Source organism: Halomonas sp. AOP25-F1-15 (assembly GCF_052378675.1).
Lineage (GTDB): Bacteria > Pseudomonadota > Gammaproteobacteria > Pseudomonadales > Halomonadaceae > Vreelandella > Vreelandella casei.
The window spans coordinates 44,932-61,596 of sequence record NZ_JBQSXV010000005.1; the positions used below are offsets into that span (position 1 = coordinate 44,932).

Here is a 16,665-nt window from a genome sequence, read left to right on the forward strand (position 1 = left end):
GCGGATTACTTCTCTTGTTCCAAGCCTAGTTCTTGAATGGAAATTTCGCGCATTTTGAATTTTTGAATTTTGCCGGTGACCGTCATCGGGAACTCGTCAACGAACTTAAAGTAGCGTGGAATTTTGAAGTGGGTGATCTTGCCTTTGCAGAACTCGCGTAGGTCGTCGCTGGTGACGCCGTCGGCGGTGCCGTTAAGTTTTACCCACGCAATCAGTTCTTCGCCGTACTTTTTGTCAGGCACGCCGGTGACCTGCACATCGGAGATCGCAGGGTGGGCGTACAGGAATTCCTCGACCTCTTTAGGGTAAACGTTCTCGCCGCCGCGAATGACCATGTCTTTGATGCGGCCTACGATCTGGATATAGCCTTCTTCATCCATGGTGGCTAGGTCACCGGTATGCATCCAGCCAGCCTCATCGATTGCTTCAGCGGTGGCTTGGTCATTGTTCCAGTATCGCAGCATTACGCTGTAGCCACGGGTGCAGAGTTCGCCGATTTCACCCCGGGGTAGAATGCCGCCGTTACCGGGGTCGACAATTTTGTTTTCCAGATGGGGCTGGGTACGGCCCACGGTAGAAACGCGTTTCTCAACGCTGTCATTGGCGCCGGTTTGGGTAGAAACCGGGCTAGTTTCAGTCATGCCGTAAGCGATCTGAACGCCTTTCATATTCATCTTACTGATCACTTGCTTCATGATCTCAGTCGGGCAGATCGAACCTGCCATAATGCCCGTGCGCAGGGATGAAAGGTCGGTGGTCGGGAAGTCAGGATGATCAAGCTCTGCGATGAACATCGTCGGCACGCCATAGAGAGCAGTGGCTTTTAGCTCATCAACCGCTTTAAGCACTTTGCCTGGATCAAAGCCTTCATCGGGGTAGATCATCGTTGCGCCGTGAGTAATACAGCCCAAGTTACCCATTACCATGCCGAAACAGTGATACAGCGGCACCGGAATGACCAGCCGGTCTTGGCTCGTAAAGCCCATGCTTTCGGCAACGAAAAAACCATTATTAAGAATATTATGATGGGAAAGCGTGGCGCCTTTGGGAAAGCCGGTAGTGCCAGAGGTGTACTGAATATTGATCGGATCATCAAATTGCAGCGTGGCCTGCAGATCATTGAGGTCGGTTTGGCTAACCTTGTCGGCTTCCTGCATCAGGTCTGACCAGCGCCACATGCCGGGCAGCTTGTCGTGGCTCAAGTTTATGATGCATCCAAGATCTGGTAGCTTTTGCGACTTAAGCTCACCTTCCGTGCCGGCGTTAAGCCCCTGTTTAAGTTCTGGCGCTAGCTCATACAGCATCTCGCTGTAATCAGAGCTTTTAAAACGATTGGCGGTGACTAAAAAGCGTGCGCCGGAATGGTTCAGCGAGTATTCAAGCTCATGGGTTCGGTAAGAAGGATTAATGGTGACCAGAATGGCGCCAATTTTAGCGGTAGCAAACTGCGTTAGCGTCCATTCGCTGCAGTTGGGTGCCCAGATCGCTACGCGATCGCCTTTTTTAACGCCGATAGACAGCAGAGCACGAGCACAGCGGTTAACTTCTTCCTGAAGCTTTCGATAGCTCCAATGGATGTTTTGATGCACGACGATTAGCGCATCGTTATCGGCATGCTGGAGCGCTATCTGATCGAATTTGTCTCCGATGGTCATGCCGAGTAAAGGTTTGTCTGCCGTACTGCTGGTGTAGCTGGGTAAGGTGAATGCTGGTGAGGACATGGTCGATCTCTCCGATATTTTTTCTTGTCAGACGGATAGCCAGAGGCTGATTAGCGGCTGCTATGGGCGTTCGTTATTGTTGTATAAGACCTTTCGCCAACGCCACTTTAGAGCTTGGCTTGCGGCCTAGCTCGCCTGTCACCCAAAAGGCGGTATCGATAATGGCCTGCAGGTCGATACCCGTTTCAATGCCCAGCCCCTCAAGCAAATAGAGCACGTCTTCGGTGGCTACGTTGCCGGACGCACCCTTGGCATACGGGCAGCCGCCAAGGCCAGCCGTGGCGGCATCGATAACGCTAATGCCTTCTTCCATTACGGCATATAAATTAGCCAGCGCCATACCGTAGGTATCATGAAAGTGAGCGGCAAGGTGCTCGATAGGCACGTGCTGCCGGGTGGCTTCAATCATACGCTTGGCCGCCAGCGGGGTGCCGACCCCAATCGTATCGCCCAGCGACACCTCGTAGCAGCCCATCTCATAAAGCGCCTTGGCGACTGATGCCACTTTAGCAGGGGCAATATCTCCCTCGTAAGGGCAGCCCAGCACACAGGACACATAGCCGCGTACCCGCACACCCGCCTGGTGAGCACGCTCAAGTACGGGCTCAAAGCGTGCCAGCGAATCAGCAATCGAGCAGTTGATGTTCTTCTGCGAGAAGGCTTCGGACGCGGCACCAAATACCGCGACTTCTTCCACGCCGACGGCCAGTGCGTTTTCCAGCCCTTTCAGATTGGGAGTAAGTGCCGAGTAGACCACGCCCGGCTGACGCTGAATGCCGCGCATCACTTCAGCCGCATCACCCATTTGCGGCACCCACTTGGGCGAGACGAAGCTTGCGGCTTCAATATGCGTGATGCCCGCGCTAGCAAGCCGTTGGATAAGAGCAATTTTGGTTGCGCTAGGGACGATTGCTCCTGGCTCGTTTTGTAGGCCGTCACGGGGGGCCATTTCAAAAAGCCTGACTGACGTAGGCAGTGCCATCGGTGAGCTCCTTATTCGTTGGCCGCAAAATCGAGCAGCACGGCCCCTTGATTAACGGTATCGCCTGCCTGAAAGTGAAAGGTTTCCACGCTGCCATCGGCAGGTGCAATCATGGTGTGCTCCATTTTCATCGCTTCCATGACCATCAGCGGCATGCCTTTCTCAACGGCCGCGCCGGGCGCTACCAGCAGCGCGACGACGGTGCCATTCATGGGCGCAGTCAGGGTAGATTCCGCCTCATGCTGGCCGTGATTAATGGCTTCAATGCGCCGCCAGAATAGCCGGGTTTCACCGCTGGGGTCGGCCATGACGACGACGTTGCCGTCTCGGCGCGCCTGTAGCCGGCGGCGGTGGCCGTTTAGCGTCACCGCTACCGCATCGCCTGTCAGCGGCTGTACGCTGGCCGTGAGAGTCTCATCGCCGACAGTCAGGTTCCAGAGTGTTTCACCGGCGTTGCGTTTGCCTTCCACTATCACCACGGCATTTTCGCCTTCGGCAGTCTGGGCACTGGCAGGGTCGCACAGCGCGATGCGGATAGTGTGAGGCGCATTCAGGCGAAAGCCGTCATGACGGTCCCAGGGAGAATCGCTGTGGCATTCGTTAGCCAACTGATTAAGGCCAATCAGCGCTGCGCTGGCGTAGTCTTCATTACTAAAGACGCGCGGGGCGAAAAGAGTGGCTTCGTTGCGCTCAATAAAACGCGTATCCAGCTCGACGTTATTAACGCCCAGATCTTTGAAGTTCGGGTGAGTCGCCAAACGCATTAAGAAGGCACGGTTAGTCACCACCCCTTGAACATCCAAGGCCGCTAGCGCGCGGTTAAGCGTGGCTAGCGCTGCATTACGGTCAGCGCCATGCACAATGAGTTTGGCGAGCATGGGGTCGTAGTGCATGGACACCGCATCGCCACTTTCCACGCCGCTGTCCAGGCGTACTTGATCCTGATTTTCAAAAGAATCTAAGCCAGCGCCTTCTAAATCAAGCGCAAAACGGGAGAGCAGGCCGGTGGCGGGTAAAAAATCCTGCTCCGGGTCTTCAGCGTAAATGCGCGCTTCAAAGCTATGCCCGCTGATGGTGAGCTCGTCTTGGGAGCAGGGCAGCGGTTCGCCCATGGCCACGCGCAGCTGCCATTCAACCAGGTCTTGGCCGGTGATCATCTCTGTGACCGGGTGCTCAACCTGAAGGCGGGTGTTCATCTCCATAAAGTAGAACGAGCCATCCTGTCCTGGCGAACCGTCTAGCAAAAACTCGACGGTGCCCGCGCCTACGTAACCTATCTCTTGGGCGGCGCGAACGGCGGCGTCGCCCATGGCACTGCGCAGCTCGGCGGTCATGCCGGGGGCGGGCGCTTCTTCGATGACTTTTTGATGACGCCGCTGAACGCTGCAGTCGCGCTCGAACAAATACACCCCGTTGCCGTAGCGATCGCAAAATACCTGGACTTCCACATGGCGGGGCTGCACCAGGTATTTCTCGATCAGCATGCGGTCGTCGCCAAAGGCGGCTTTAGACTCACGACGGCAGCCGTCTAACGCGGCCTGAAACGCATCGCCGCTTTCCACCACGCGCATGCCTTTACCGCCGCCACCCGCGCTGGCTTTTAGCATCACCGGGTAGCCTATTTTGTCTGCTTCAGCGCGCAGCAGGGCATCGTCTTGGTCATCGCCGTGGTAGCCGGGCACCAGCGGCACGCCGGCGTTGGCCATGCGCACCTTCGCCGCGGATTTATCACCCATTGCCGCGATTGCTGATGCGGGCGGCCCCACAAAAATAATGCCCGCCTGTTCTAAGGCTTTAACAAAGCTGCCATTTTCGGATAGAAAGCCGTAGCCCGGGTGGATCGCGCCGGTACCGGTGCGCTTGGCAGCGTCAATGACCGCGTCGATATTAAGATAGCTTTCGCGCGCGGCAGCGGGGCCAAGGCGAATGGCCTCGTCGGCTTCACGCACGTGCCGCGCAGTGGCGTCGGCATCGGAATAGACCGCGACGGTTTTTAAACCCATACGCCGCGCGGTGCGCATCACCCGGCAGGCAATTTCTCCCCGGTTAGCGACCAGTAAGGTATCAAAAGGCGAGTGACTCATGAGCGACGCTCCGAAGCGTGAGATGCATGGTTAGATTCGGCCCAGGCGGGGCGGCGCTTTTCAAAGAAGCTGGATAAACCCTCTTGGCCTTCTGGGCTTACCCGCAGCTTGGCGATCACCTGGCAGGTATGCTCGCGGGTCTCCTCAGCATCAGGCGCTTGAGCAACCGTGGCCATCAGTGCCTTAGAAGTACGTTGGGCTTGGGGCGATCCCGCCATCAGAGTGGCTATCATAGCGTCTATGGCGGTATCTAATGCCTCGTGCTCTACGACCTGGTGAGTTAAGCCGAGCGCCAACGACGTGGGGGCATCAATGATTTCCGCCGTTAACGCATAGCGGCGCATCTGGCGTTCACCTAACGCGCGCTGTACATAGGGGCTAATCACCGCCGGTGAGAGGCCGATTTTAACTTCCGACAGGCAGAATCTGGCTTTATCTGAGGCAATTACCACATCGCAGCAGGCAGCCAAACCCACCGCGCCGCCATAGGCTGCCCCCTGTACACGGCAAACCGTGGGGCAGGGCAACGTATCCAAGGCGTGCATAAGCGCGGAAAGCTTGCGGGAATCGGCTAAATTGTCTTCAAGATCGTAATCGACAATGCGCTTCATCCAGTTTAAGTCGGCACCCGCTGAGAAGCTTTTGCCTTCGGAGCCCAGCACGACGACGCGCACCTCGCCTGTGGCGGCAAGCTCATGCAGCGTATGCAGGTGCTCGTTCATTTCGGCGATCAGGCTGTCATCAAAGGCGTTATGCACCTCTGGGCGGTTTAAGGTCAGGCGCGCCACGCCGTTTTCTAGAATCAGTGTTGAGTAAGTCATCAGTGCTGAATCAGTCATTGTATTTGCCCCTACATCCGGAACACGCCGAAGCGCGTCTCTTCGACTTCGGCATTCATCGCCGCGGCGAGGGAAAGCCCCAGCACATCGCGGGTTTGCAGCGGATCAATCACGCCGTCGTCCCATAAGCGGGCGCTGGCGTAATAGGGGTGGCCCTGATGTTCATACTGCTCGCGGGTGGGCTGCTTAAAGGCTTCTTCTTCCTCTTTGCTCCACTCGCGGCCTTCCCGCTCGTGCTGCTCGCGTTTGACCTGCCCCAGTACGCCTGCTGCCTGCTCACCACCCATGACGGAAATGCGTGCGTTAGGCCACATAAATAGCAGGTTGGGATCATAAGCACGGCCACACATGCCGTAGTTGCCGGCGCCAAAGCTACCCCCAATCAGCACGGTGTATTTAGGTACCTTCGCGCAGGCCACGGCGGTCACCAGCTTAGCGCCATGCTTGGCGATGCCTTCGTGCTCGTACTTAGAGCCAACCATAAAGCCGGTAATGTTCTGTAAAAAGATCAGCGGAATCTTGCGCTGGGCGCACAGCTCAATAAAGTGCGCACCCTTGACGGCGCTTTCTGAAAACAGCACGCCATTGTTGGCTACGATGCCAACCGGGAAACCATGGATATGCGCAAAGCCGGTCACCAAGGTTTCGCCGTAGTAACGTTTGAATTCATCAAAGTCGGAGTCATCAACAATGCGGCCAATGACTTCGCGCACGTCATAGGGTTTTTTAAGATCGGTGCCGACAATGCCGTATAGCTCAGCAGGGTCGAGTTTGGGTGGCTTGGGCGCCTGCATCGCCAATTGGCCGCGCTTTTGCCAGTTCAAGCGCGAGACGCAGGCGCGAGCAAGCTGCAGCGCATGGACATCGTTTTCGGCGTAATGGTCGGCAACACCACTGATCTTGGCGTGAACGTCCGCACCGCCCAAATCTTCTGCACTAATGCTTTCCCCTGTTGCGGCTTTTACCAGTGGCGGGCCACCGAGAAAAATCGTGCCCTGCTCTTTAACGATGATCGACTCATCGGCCATGGCGGGAACGTAAGCACCGCCTGCGGTACAGGAACCCATGACCACGGCAATTTGCGGAATGCCTTCCGCCGACATAGTGGCCTGGTTATAGAAAATCCGCCCGAAATGGTCGCGATCAGGAAAGACTTCATCTTGGCGGGGCAAAAAGGCGCCGCCTGAGTCGACTAAATAAATGCACGGCAGACGATGCTTGCGGGCAATTTCCTGGGCGCGAAGATGCTTTTTAACGGTCAGCGGGAAGTAGGTGCCGCCTTTAACCGTGGCATCGTTGGCCACAATGACGCACTCAACGCCAGAGACGCGACCAATACCGGTCACAACACCTGCGGCGGGAATATCTCCATCGTAGATGTTATGGGCCGCCAGGGCGGAAAACTCTAAAAAAGGAGAGCCTTCATCAATCAAGTGATCAATGCGGTCGCGCACAAACAGCTTGCCGCGGCTTTCGTGGCGTTCGCGGGCCTTGGCACCGCCACCTTGGGCAACGCTGGCCGTCAGCTCGCGCAGCTTATTAACTTCGCCGAGCAGTGAGGCTTCATTGGCTTGAAACACATCGCTACGCGGATTGACTTGGCTATTGATAGTACTCATGGCGCGACCCTAATGACGTTTGTTAAAGACGTTTATGAGACCCGCTTGCTAAAGGGTTTCGGTGAAGAGTTCGCGGCCAATTAACATCCGCCGAATCTCACTGGTGCCCGCGCCGATTTCATACAGCTTGGCATCACGCAGCAGGCGCCCGGTGGGGTATTCGTTGATATAGCCATTGCCGCCCAGCAGTTGGATAGAATCCAGCGCTACCTGAGTGGCTTTTTCAGCGCAGTAAAGAATGACCCCCGCCGCGTCTTTGCGCGAGGTCTGGCCGCGGTCGCAGGCGCCCGCCACGGCATACAAATAGGCGCGACAGGCGTTCAACGTGGTGTACATGTCAGCGACTTTGCCCTGCACCAGCTGAAACTCGCCAATCGACTGGTTGAACTGCTTACGTTCGTGGATATACGGCATCACCACGTCCATGGCGGCCTGCATAATGCCAATCGGGCCCGCGGCCAGCACGGTGCGCTCATAGTCCAGCCCGCTCATTAACACGCGAACACCTTTGCCTTCACCGCCCAGGATGTTTTCAGCGGGTACGGCGCAGTCCTGAAACACCAGTTCGCAGGTGTTAGAGCCACGCATGCCGAGCTTGTCGAGTTTCTGGGCGGTAGAAAAGCCGGGCATGCCTTTTTCGATGATAAACGCGGTGATCCCTTTGGAACCGGCCTCTGGGTCAGTCTTGGCATACACCACCAGCACATCCGCATCCGGACCGTTGGTGATCCACATTTTGTTGCCGTTAAGCACGTAGTGATCGCCATTTTTCTTGGCGCGCAGCTGCATCGACACCACGTCAGAGCCGGCACCGGGTTCTGACATTGCCAGGGCACCTACGTGGTCGCCGCTAATCAGTTTGGGCAGGTATTTCGCTTTCTGCTCAGGGGTCGCATTAATCTTAATCTGGTTAACGCACAGATTAGAGTGCGCGCCGTAGGAAAGGGCAACCGAGGCGCTGGCGCGAGAAATTTCTTCCATGGCGATACAGTGAGCCAGATAGCCCATGCCGCTGCCGCCGTCTTCTTCAGAAACGGTAATCCCTAACAGCCCCATATCGCCAAACTTCTTCCACAGGTCGTTGGGGAACTCGTTGTTGCGGTCGATCTCAGCGGCGCGTGGGGCAATTTCGCTGGCGGCAAAGGCATTGACCTGCTCGCGCAGCATGTTCAGTTCGTCATCGAGGCCAAAATTGAGTTCTGAGTAGTGTGAAAACATGGTCAATCACCTTTTATAAATTGTACTGATAACGGTTAGTGAGCTGTGATGACTAGACGCTGGCGGAAGAGGGGGATTGGGGGTGCTTGTTTGAACCCGACTGTTCTTCGTTCGGCTGTTTTGGTTTGGACGTTTTTTCGCCGGGATCTTTTTCGAACAGTTCTTCCAGCGCTTGGCGGCAGCGTATTTCGGCGCTTTCAAGCTCTAGCTGCACCATGGTGATGTCTTTCATTTGCTGATCAAGCGCTGCTTGCCGCTCGCCAATTTTGCTGAGCATTAAGTGCAGCTGCTTTTTACTACCGCTGCGGGTCTCATCCCAGAGCTCAAACAGTTCGCGGATCTCAGCCAGCGAAAACCCCAGCCGCTTGCCGCGGATAGTGAGTTTAAGCCGCACCCGGTCTTTGCTGCTGTAAACGCGCGTTTGGCCGCGCCGAGTCGGGTGGAGCAACTCTTGATCTTCATAAAAACGGATGCTGCGGGTAGTTAAGTCAAACTCGCTGGCCAATTCGCTGATCGAGTAAGTTTTGCTCATGGTCGACGTTCTCTCAAAAGGCTTGTTCCTAGATATACAGCTTAGCTATAGCTCCTATGGAACACTGCCAATGAGGCTAAAACAAGTTTACGTTAACGTAAAGCAATTGTTGTGCGCAGTTGAAATGCGTTGAAAGCAATTAAGATGTTGATATCTAGTTATTTATGGTGCGCGCTGGTTTGGGTGTGTAAAGCCGATAGACCAAAGTTGTAATTGTGTTGCCACGGCTAGAGTTGCTAGTTTGCACACATACCTTACGTTCAGGTCAAGGCAGTGGTAGGGACTTCTGCTTACCTGTGAAGATTTAGCACAAGAACAATAAGAGGTCAGTCACTCTATGAGTGCAAGCGATGTCATTCAGGTACCTGTCCTCGAAACACGAGGGCTGACCAAAGAGTTTCGCGGCTTCACCGCCGTTGACGACGTTAATCTCCAGGTACAGGAAGGGCATATCCATGCGTTGATTGGTCCTAATGGCGCGGGAAAGACCACCGTCTTTAACCTACTAACAAAGTTTCTACCGCCAACTCGCGGCGACATTTTGTATCGAGGCCAATCGATCACTAGTAAAAAATCGAACCAGATTGCTCAGCTAGGTCTGGTGCGTTCGTTTCAGATCTCAGCGGTGTTTACCCATATGACAGCATTAGAAAATGTGCGAGTGGCGCTGCAGCGCAAGCTGGGGACATCGTTTCATTTCTGGAAGTCAGAGAAGTCCCTTGATCATCTCAATGAGCGCGCTCTTGAGCTGCTGGAAGAAGTGGGCCTGCGTGAGTACGCCGATACCTTAACGGTGGAAATGCCCTATGGGCGCAAGCGGGCGCTTGAACTGGCAACTACCCTGGCGCTAGACCCGACCATGATGTTGCTGGATGAGCCAACGCAGGGCATGGGCGCAGAAGATGTTGATCGTATCGTGGCCTTGATTAAACGCGTATCGAAAGGGCGCACCGTGTTGATGGTAGAACACAATCTGAGCGTTGTTAGCCGCTTGTGTGATCGCATCACCGTATTGGCGCGAGGCTCAGTATTGGCAGAAGGCGATTATCAAAGTGTGTCTCGTAATCCGCTGGTTCGCGAAGCCTATATGGGCAGCGATGCCGCTGAAGAGGAGGCCGTCGTATGAAGACTGCTGAAGCCCAAGCGCCTGTTGTAAACAATCAAAGCCTGGAAATGTTGCGGGTGCAGGATCTACATGCCTTTTATGGCGAGTCACATATCCTGCACGGCGTAAATTTTAACGTAAAGCGCGGTGAGCTGGTGACACTGCTTGGCCGCAACGGCGCAGGCCGCAGTACCACGCTTAAAGCGATTATGAACATGGTGGGGCGGCGTACGGGCTCTATCGTGATTAATGGCAATGAAACGCTTGCGATGAAGCCGCATCATCTTCCGCGTTTAGGCATTGGTTATTGCCCGGAAGAACGCGGCATATTTGCCAGTCTTGATGTTCACGAAAATCTACTGTTACCCCCTACCGTTAGCTCAGGCGGCATGAGCCTGGATGAAATCTACGCCATGTTTCCGAATCTTTATGAGCGGCGTAAAAGCCAGGGTACGCGGCTTTCCGGCGGGGAGCAGCAGATGCTGGCCATGGCGCGAATTTTGCGCACCGGCGCACGCATGCTGCTGCTTGATGAAATTACCGAAGGCCTTGCTCCGGTGATTGTGCAGAAACTAGCCGAGGTATTAATTCAGTTGAAAGCGCGCGGTATGACCATTGTGCTGGTAGAGCAGAATTTTCGCTTTGCAGCACCGCTAGCCGACCGCCACTTCGTGATGGATCACGGCCAGATTGTTGAGGAAATTACCGCCGCGCAACTACCGTCGCGCCGCGAGCATCTCAACTCCATGTTAGGCGTATAGCGCGCCGATAAAACGCACTCTGCTCAAAGTATGTCGTTACACAACAACAAAGGCCCTAAAGGCCAGGAGACGAACATGACCTTTATGAAAAATCTGACCAAAACAAAGCTGGCAGCCAGCATTGCCGTTGCGGCTGCCGCTAGCTTTGCTGTTTCCACTGCTCACGCCGAAATGAGCGATAGCGAAGTTCGAATCGGCTACCTGGCCGATATGTCCGGTACTTATCGTGACTTGGCAGGCCCCGGCGGGCTAACCGCACTTGAAATGGCCGTTGCGGATTTCGGCGGCAGCGTAAACGGTAGCCCAATTGTGTTGTTCAGCGCAGACGACCGCAACAGTGCCGACGTGGGTGCCAATACGGTGCGTGGCTGGATCGACCAGAATAACGTCGATATGGTGGCGGGTCTGGTCGCCTCTTCAGTGTCGATTGCGGTCACTAAAGTGCTTGAGGAAAATAACGGACTCGGCATTGTGTCTGGCTCGGCGGCGTCCAGTATTACCAACGAACACTGCACTCCTAACCACATTCACTGGGTATACGATACCTATCCGCTGGCTAACGGTACTGCAAAAGCGGTCGTAGAGCAGGGCGGCGACACATGGTTCCTACTGACAGCAGACTACGCTTTTGGCCATGCCCTGGAAGCCGATGTAACCAAGGTAGTTGAAGCCAGCGGTGGTGAAATCGTCGGCGGTGTCCGCCATCCGTTCCCGACTAACGATTTCTCGTCTTATATCCTGCAGGCCCAAGGGTCGGGTGCCAAAATTGTTGGCCTAGCCAATGCGGGAGCCGATACCGTTAATGCCATCACCACGGCCAGCCAGTTTGGCCTGACTCAATCTGGTCAGCAGCTAGCGGGCCTGTTGATTTTCTTGAACGATGTTCACGCGCTTGGTTTAGAAGCCACCCAAAACCTGCTGCTGACCACCGGCTGGTACTGGGATATGGACGAGCAGTCGCGTGAATGGGCGCAGCGCTACTTTGATGAAGTGGGCAGTATGCCAACGATGGTACAAGCCGGTATTTATTCCAGCACCATGCATTACCTGAAAGCCGTTGAAGAGGCCGGTACTGACGACCCTGAAACCATTCGTGCCCAAATGGCTGAGATGCCGATCAACGATTTCTTCGCACGCAATGGCCGTATTCGTGAAGATGGCCGCATGGTGCACGACATGTACCTTGCCCAGGTAAAAACGCCTGAAGAGTCTACCGGTGAATGGGACCTTTACGAGATCCTCAGCACTATTCCCGCCGAAGAAGCCTACCGTCCGCTATCCGAAAGCCAGTGCAAGCTGGTACAGAACTGATTTGGATAAGAGCTAGTTTGGATAAGAACTCATCTGGAGTGATTTTACACGTGATGTGTAGCAATGGTTGGCGGCGTTATGCCGCCAACCGCTTGATGGCGAGGAGATTCACATCATGACGATGATATTCGGCGTGCCTATGGCTGTCTTCATGGGCCAGCTAACGCTGGGTCTAGTGAACGGCGCCTTTTACGCACTGCTTAGCCTGGGCCTGGCGGTCATCTTCGGCCTACTGAAGATCGTCAATTTTGCCCATGGGGCGCAATACATGCTGGGCGCCTTCGCTGCGCTACTGGGCTTTCGCTATCTGGGCATTAACTATTGGCTGGCGCTGTTCTTAGTGCCACTTGTGGTCGGTGCTTTCGGTGTGTTGCTGGAGCGGTTTTTACTGCGCCGCATCGCCCATTTGGATCATCTCTATGGGCTGCTACTAACCTTTGGTTTAGCGCTTATTTTTGAAGGTACGCTGGTCAATTTCTTTGGTGTTTCCGGGGCGCGCTATGCTACGCCCGAGATTCTTCAAGGTGGCTTGAACCTTGGCTTTATGTTCTTGCCCACTTATCGCGCCTGGGTGCTGGTGGCCGCTTTGGCGATGTGCCTATTCACCTGGTTTATGATTGAGCGTACGCGGTTAGGCGCCTACCTGCGGGCGGGCACCGAAAACTCCCAGCTGATGCAGGCTTTTGGCGTCAATGTCCCGCTGCTGATAACCCTTACCTATGGGTTCGGCGTCGGGTTAGCCGCGTTTGCCGGCGTGTTAGCGGCGCCGCTGTATCCCGTGTCACCAACCATGGGCTCAAGCCTACTAATCGTGGTATTCGCGGTGGTGGTCATCGGCGGGATGGGCTCGATTTTAGGCGCTATTATCACCGGTTTGGCGATGGGGATTATCGAAGGCTTAACCAAAGTGTATTACCCCGAAGCATCTAATACGGTGATCTTTCTTGTCATGATCCTCGTGCTCATGTTGCGCCCCGCTGGGCTATTCGGTAAGGAGGCATAAACATGACAGAACCTCAAACGACGCTAGCGCCAACGGCCGTGCTTGAACGCCAAAAACGCGCCAAATTTCGCCGCAATATGTTTTATCTGGCGTTGATTGTAGTGGGGCTGGTGGCGCCTTTCATGGTCTACCCCGTTTTCTTAATGAAAGTGCTCTGTTTTGCACTGTTCGCCTGCGCGTTTAACCTGCTGCTTGGCTATGCGGGGCTGCTGTCTTTTGGGCATGCGGCTTTCTTAGCGACCGGCGGCTATGTGACCGGCTACCTGCTGGCCAGCTACCCAGGGTTAACGCCGGAGCTAGGTATTCTCGCCGGCACGTTAATGGCAACGCTATTAGGCGTACTGTTTGGTGTGCTCTCTATTCGGCGCCAGGGTATCTATTTCGCCATGGTGACCTTGGCGATTGCTCAGCTAGTTTACTTTATGTATATCCAGGCACCGTTTACCGGCGGTGAAGATGGCCTGCACGGCGTCCCCCGCGGGCATTTGTTTGGAGTGATCAGTCTGAGCAGTAACCTGTCGATGTATTACTTTGTGTTTGCGATATTCATCGCAGGCTTTGCGCTCATTCAGCGCACCGTGCACTCGCCGTTTGGTCAGGTGCTCAAGGCTATCCGTGAGAATGAGCCTCGGGCGGTATCGCTGGGCTACAACACCGATGCCTATAAACTAGTGGCGTTTGTGATCTCTGCGGGCTTGGCGGGCTTAGCCGGCTCGACCAAAACGGTTGTGTTTCAGCTTGCCTCGTTAACCGATGCACATTGGCATATGTCCGGTGAGGTAATTTTGATGACGCTGCTAGGCGGCGTGGGTACCTTGCTGGGGCCTTTGATGGGCGCAGGGCTAGTGGTTGGCCTGCAGCATATCCTCGCGCAATCGCCGTTAGGCAACTGGGTTAGCGTAATTTTGGGCCTCATCTTTGTGGTTTGTGTGCTGAGCTTTCGTAGCGGCATTATTGGTGAGCTGGATAAAATGTACCGCAAAAACTTTAAGTAGAAGCGTCGCTTTAACGCTTCTTGCTTGCCGATCTTGGGCGCCGTATGGCGCCTTTTTTTAGCGCTACTTTTGTGATGGCTGACCCTTTCTACACCTAAGGTCGCACGCTTGGTTGTGTTGCTTGTTAGGGGGTAAATAGATAAGTTAACGTTAACGTCAATTACAACGACAACAGCCAGTGTGTACGCACATTAGCGGAGATACGCCATGAATTTTGAGCTTAATGAAGACCAGGTTGCCTTTTCTGATATGGCGCGTGCTTTTGCCCAAAACGAGCTAGAGCCACACGCCGCTGAGTGGGATCAAACCTCATTCTTTCCCGTTGATGTGATTCGTAAAGCGGGGGAGCTGGGCTTTTGTTCGCTTTACGCACCCGAGAGCGTGGGCGGGCTAGGCCTTTCGCGCTTAGATGCCAGTATCATTTTTGAGCAGCTTTCCATGGGCTGCACGTCGACCACCGCCTATCTCACTATTCACAATATGGTGACCTGGATGCTGGCAGACTTTGGCACGCCAGATGCAGTCAAGCAGTGGGGCGAAAAACTCGCCACCGGGGAGCTTTTAGGCTCCTACTGTTTAACCGAACCCAATTCAGGTTCAGACGCCGTTTCATTGAAAACCACTGCCAAGCGTGATGGCGACGACTACGTGCTGAACGGCAGTAAGATGTTTATTTCCGGTGCAGGCAGTACCGACTTTCTAGTGGTGATGGCGCGCACCGGTGGCGAAGGCGCCGGCGGCGTTTCTGCCTTTGCGGTAGATGCTAACGCTGAAGGCATCAGCTACGGGCGCAAAGAAGAGAAGATGGGCTGGAACAGCCAGCCGACGCGCATGATCACGTTCGAAGACGTGTGTGTGCCTACTAATCATCTGCTTGGCAATGAAGGTGACGGTTTTAAAATTGCCATGAAAGGGCTCGACGGGGGCCGAATCAATATTGCGACTTGCTCAATTGGTACGGCGCAGCAGGCGATCAACAAAGCCCGCGAATACATGCTGGAGCGTAAGCAGTTTGGTAAACGGCTGGCGGAGTTTCAGGCACTGCAGTTTCGTTTAGCCGATATGGTCACTGAACTGGTTGCCGCACGACAACTGGTACGTATGGCCGCAGCCAAGTTAGATGCAGGTCACGTCGATGCGACTGCCTACTGCGCCATGGCAAAACGCTTTGCCACCGATGTGGGCTTTAAGGTATGCGACGAAGCGCTTCAGCTTTATGGCGGTAACGGCTATATCAAGGAGTACCCCATGGAGCGCTACGTGCGCGATACCCGGGTACACCGAATTCTTGAAGGCACTAACGAAATTATGCGCCTGATCATTTCTCGCCGGGTATTGGCAGACGGCGCCACCGAGCTTTAAGAGAATAAGGACGGCCAATGAGCAGCGTACTGTTTACCGAACATGCCACCCATGATGGGCATGTGATTGCAGAAATAAAACTCAATGCCGAGCGTTCGCTAAATGCGCTGACGCTTGAAATGTGCGAAGAGATGTTGCCCCGCTTAAATACCTGGGCGTTAGATCAGCGGGTAGTCGCGGTACTGCTGGATAGCGCTGGTGAAAAAGCCTTTTGCGCCGGTGGCGATGTGGTCAATCTGTATAAAGCCATTGCCGGTGAAGGCGACCCTAGCTTCCCCGAGCGCTTTTTCGAAACCGAGTATCGGCTCGACTATCTCTTACACACGTTTCCTAAGCCGGTCATCTGCTGGGGCAATGGCATTGTGATGGGCGGCGGTATGGGGCTGTTGAGTGCCAGCAGCCATCGTGTTGTGACGGAAACCTCACGTTTAGCCATGCCGGAAGTCACCATCGGCCTTTATCCTGATGTGGGTGCCAGCTGGTTTTTGAATCGACTGCCAAACGGCGCCGGGCGCTTTCTGGCCATGACAGGCTGCCAGATTAACGCGCCGGATGCGGTACATCTTGGCCTAGCCGACCGCTGTATTGCCAGCCACCACCGTGATGCGCTGCTGCAGCAGTTAACCGATGCTCGCTGGGGAAAAGGTGAAAATACCGACGCCAACGGCGTGGTGAACCGCGTTATGCGTGAGCTTGAACAGACATCTCAGCCGGTGTTCGCTGAGCTTGAAGCGCCCATTTATCAGCATTCACCGCTGATTCGCGAATTAATGGATCACGACAGCGTTGAGCAAATCGTCGCGGCGATCACCGCGGTAAAAAGCGAGAACAAGTGGTTCAGCAAAGCCCAGCAAACCTTGGCACACGGCAGCCCGGCATCAATCAAACTGATTGATGAACAGCTAACGCGCGCCAAGCATATGTCGCTGGCGCAGGTGTTTCAGTCTGAGATGGCGCTTTCAGTACAGTGCTGCCGTCATCGCGAGTTTCCTGAGGGCGTGAGGGCGCTGCTAGTTGATAAAGATGGCCAGCCCGCGTGGAGCTATCCTGATGTCGCATCGGTTGATGACGCCTTTATTCACGAGCTGTTAGCGTCGCCCTGGGATAAAAATCCGCTTGCCGATCTGTCTTAA

The 16,665-nt window shown here is 54.9% G+C and carries 14 protein-coding genes; 7 read left to right on the forward strand and 7 right to left on the reverse strand.

The window, feature by feature from the left end; translation table 11 throughout:
- Nucleotides 1-5 precede the first annotated feature (5 nt).
- From ACT3TF_RS10770 to ACT3TF_RS10800, 7 genes are all read right to left on the reverse strand, one after another.
- Entirely contained in the window at nt 6-1,721 is a 1,716-nt protein-coding gene (locus ACT3TF_RS10770; RefSeq protein WP_192536212.1) for an AMP-binding protein, read from the reverse strand.
- A 73-nt stretch (nt 1,722-1,794) separates the two neighbouring features.
- Entirely contained in the window at nt 1,795-2,703 is a 909-nt protein-coding gene (locus tag ACT3TF_RS10775; RefSeq protein ID WP_192536211.1) for a hydroxymethylglutaryl-CoA lyase, read from the reverse strand.
- An 11-nt stretch (nt 2,704-2,714) separates the two neighbouring features.
- The gene (locus ACT3TF_RS10780; protein ID WP_192536210.1) at nt 2,715-4,787 is read right to left on the reverse strand and encodes an acetyl/propionyl/methylcrotonyl-CoA carboxylase subunit alpha; all 2,073 of its coding nucleotides are present in this window, start codon (nt 4,785-4,787) and stop codon (nt 2,715-2,717) included.
- Nucleotides 4,784-5,608 (reverse strand): enoyl-CoA hydratase/isomerase family protein, encoded by an 825-nt coding sequence (locus tag ACT3TF_RS10785; RefSeq protein ID WP_192536224.1) that lies wholly within the window; start codon nt 5,606-5,608, stop codon nt 4,784-4,786. The genes ACT3TF_RS10780 and ACT3TF_RS10785 overlap by 4 nt, the downstream gene beginning before the upstream one ends.
- A gap of 29 nt (nt 5,609-5,637) precedes the next feature.
- On the reverse strand, nt 5,638-7,245 hold the full coding sequence (locus tag ACT3TF_RS10790) for a carboxyl transferase domain-containing protein (protein ID WP_192536209.1): 1,608 nt from the start codon (nt 7,243-7,245) through the stop codon (nt 5,638-5,640).
- A gap of 48 nt (nt 7,246-7,293) precedes the next feature.
- Nucleotides 7,294-8,463 carry an isovaleryl-CoA dehydrogenase gene (locus tag ACT3TF_RS10795; RefSeq protein ID WP_096280429.1) on the reverse strand — a complete coding sequence of 390 codons (1,170 nt, stop codon included), beginning with the start codon at nt 8,461-8,463 and terminating at the stop codon, nt 7,294-7,296.
- Nucleotides 8,464-8,515: 52 nt separating this feature from the next.
- Nucleotides 8,516-8,995 (reverse strand): MerR family transcriptional regulator, encoded by a 480-nt coding sequence (locus ACT3TF_RS10800; protein WP_225734505.1) that lies wholly within the window; start codon nt 8,993-8,995, stop codon nt 8,516-8,518.
- A gap of 337 nt (nt 8,996-9,332) precedes the next feature.
- On the opposite strand from ACT3TF_RS10800, the gene ACT3TF_RS10805 reads away from it, so the two are divergent.
- The 7 genes from ACT3TF_RS10805 to ACT3TF_RS10835 all read left to right on the forward strand — a co-directional run bounded on the left by ACT3TF_RS10805 (nt 9,333) and on the right by ACT3TF_RS10835 (nt 16,665).
- The gene (locus tag ACT3TF_RS10805) at nt 9,333-10,121 is read left to right on the forward strand and encodes an ABC transporter ATP-binding protein (RefSeq protein WP_192536208.1); all 789 of its coding nucleotides are present in this window, start codon (nt 9,333-9,335) and stop codon (nt 10,119-10,121) included.
- The gene (locus tag ACT3TF_RS10810) at nt 10,118-10,861 is read left to right on the forward strand and encodes an ABC transporter ATP-binding protein (RefSeq protein WP_192536207.1); all 744 of its coding nucleotides are present in this window, start codon (nt 10,118-10,120) and stop codon (nt 10,859-10,861) included. Before ACT3TF_RS10805 ends, ACT3TF_RS10810 begins: the two co-directional genes overlap by 4 nt.
- 75 nt (nt 10,862-10,936) lie before the next feature.
- Nucleotides 10,937-12,172: an ABC transporter substrate-binding protein gene (locus ACT3TF_RS10815; protein WP_096280419.1), complete on the forward strand. Its 1,236-nt coding sequence runs from the start codon at nt 10,937-10,939 to the stop codon at nt 12,170-12,172.
- 115 nt (nt 12,173-12,287) lie between these two features.
- Nucleotides 12,288-13,175 (forward strand): branched-chain amino acid ABC transporter permease, encoded by an 888-nt coding sequence (locus ACT3TF_RS10820; protein WP_096280416.1) that lies wholly within the window; start codon nt 12,288-12,290, stop codon nt 13,173-13,175.
- Nucleotides 13,176-13,177: 2 nt separating this feature from the next.
- On the forward strand, nt 13,178-14,170 hold the full coding sequence (locus ACT3TF_RS10825; RefSeq protein WP_096280413.1) for a branched-chain amino acid ABC transporter permease: 993 nt from the start codon (nt 13,178-13,180) through the stop codon (nt 14,168-14,170).
- A 207-nt stretch (nt 14,171-14,377) separates the two neighbouring features.
- Nucleotides 14,378-15,532, forward strand: coding sequence for an acyl-CoA dehydrogenase family protein (locus tag ACT3TF_RS10830; protein ID WP_444672205.1), 1,155 nt, complete (start codon nt 14,378-14,380; stop codon nt 15,530-15,532).
- 17 nt (nt 15,533-15,549) lie between these two features.
- Nucleotides 15,550-16,665 (forward strand): enoyl-CoA hydratase/isomerase family protein, encoded by a 1,116-nt coding sequence (locus tag ACT3TF_RS10835; RefSeq protein WP_096280408.1) that lies wholly within the window; start codon nt 15,550-15,552, stop codon nt 16,663-16,665.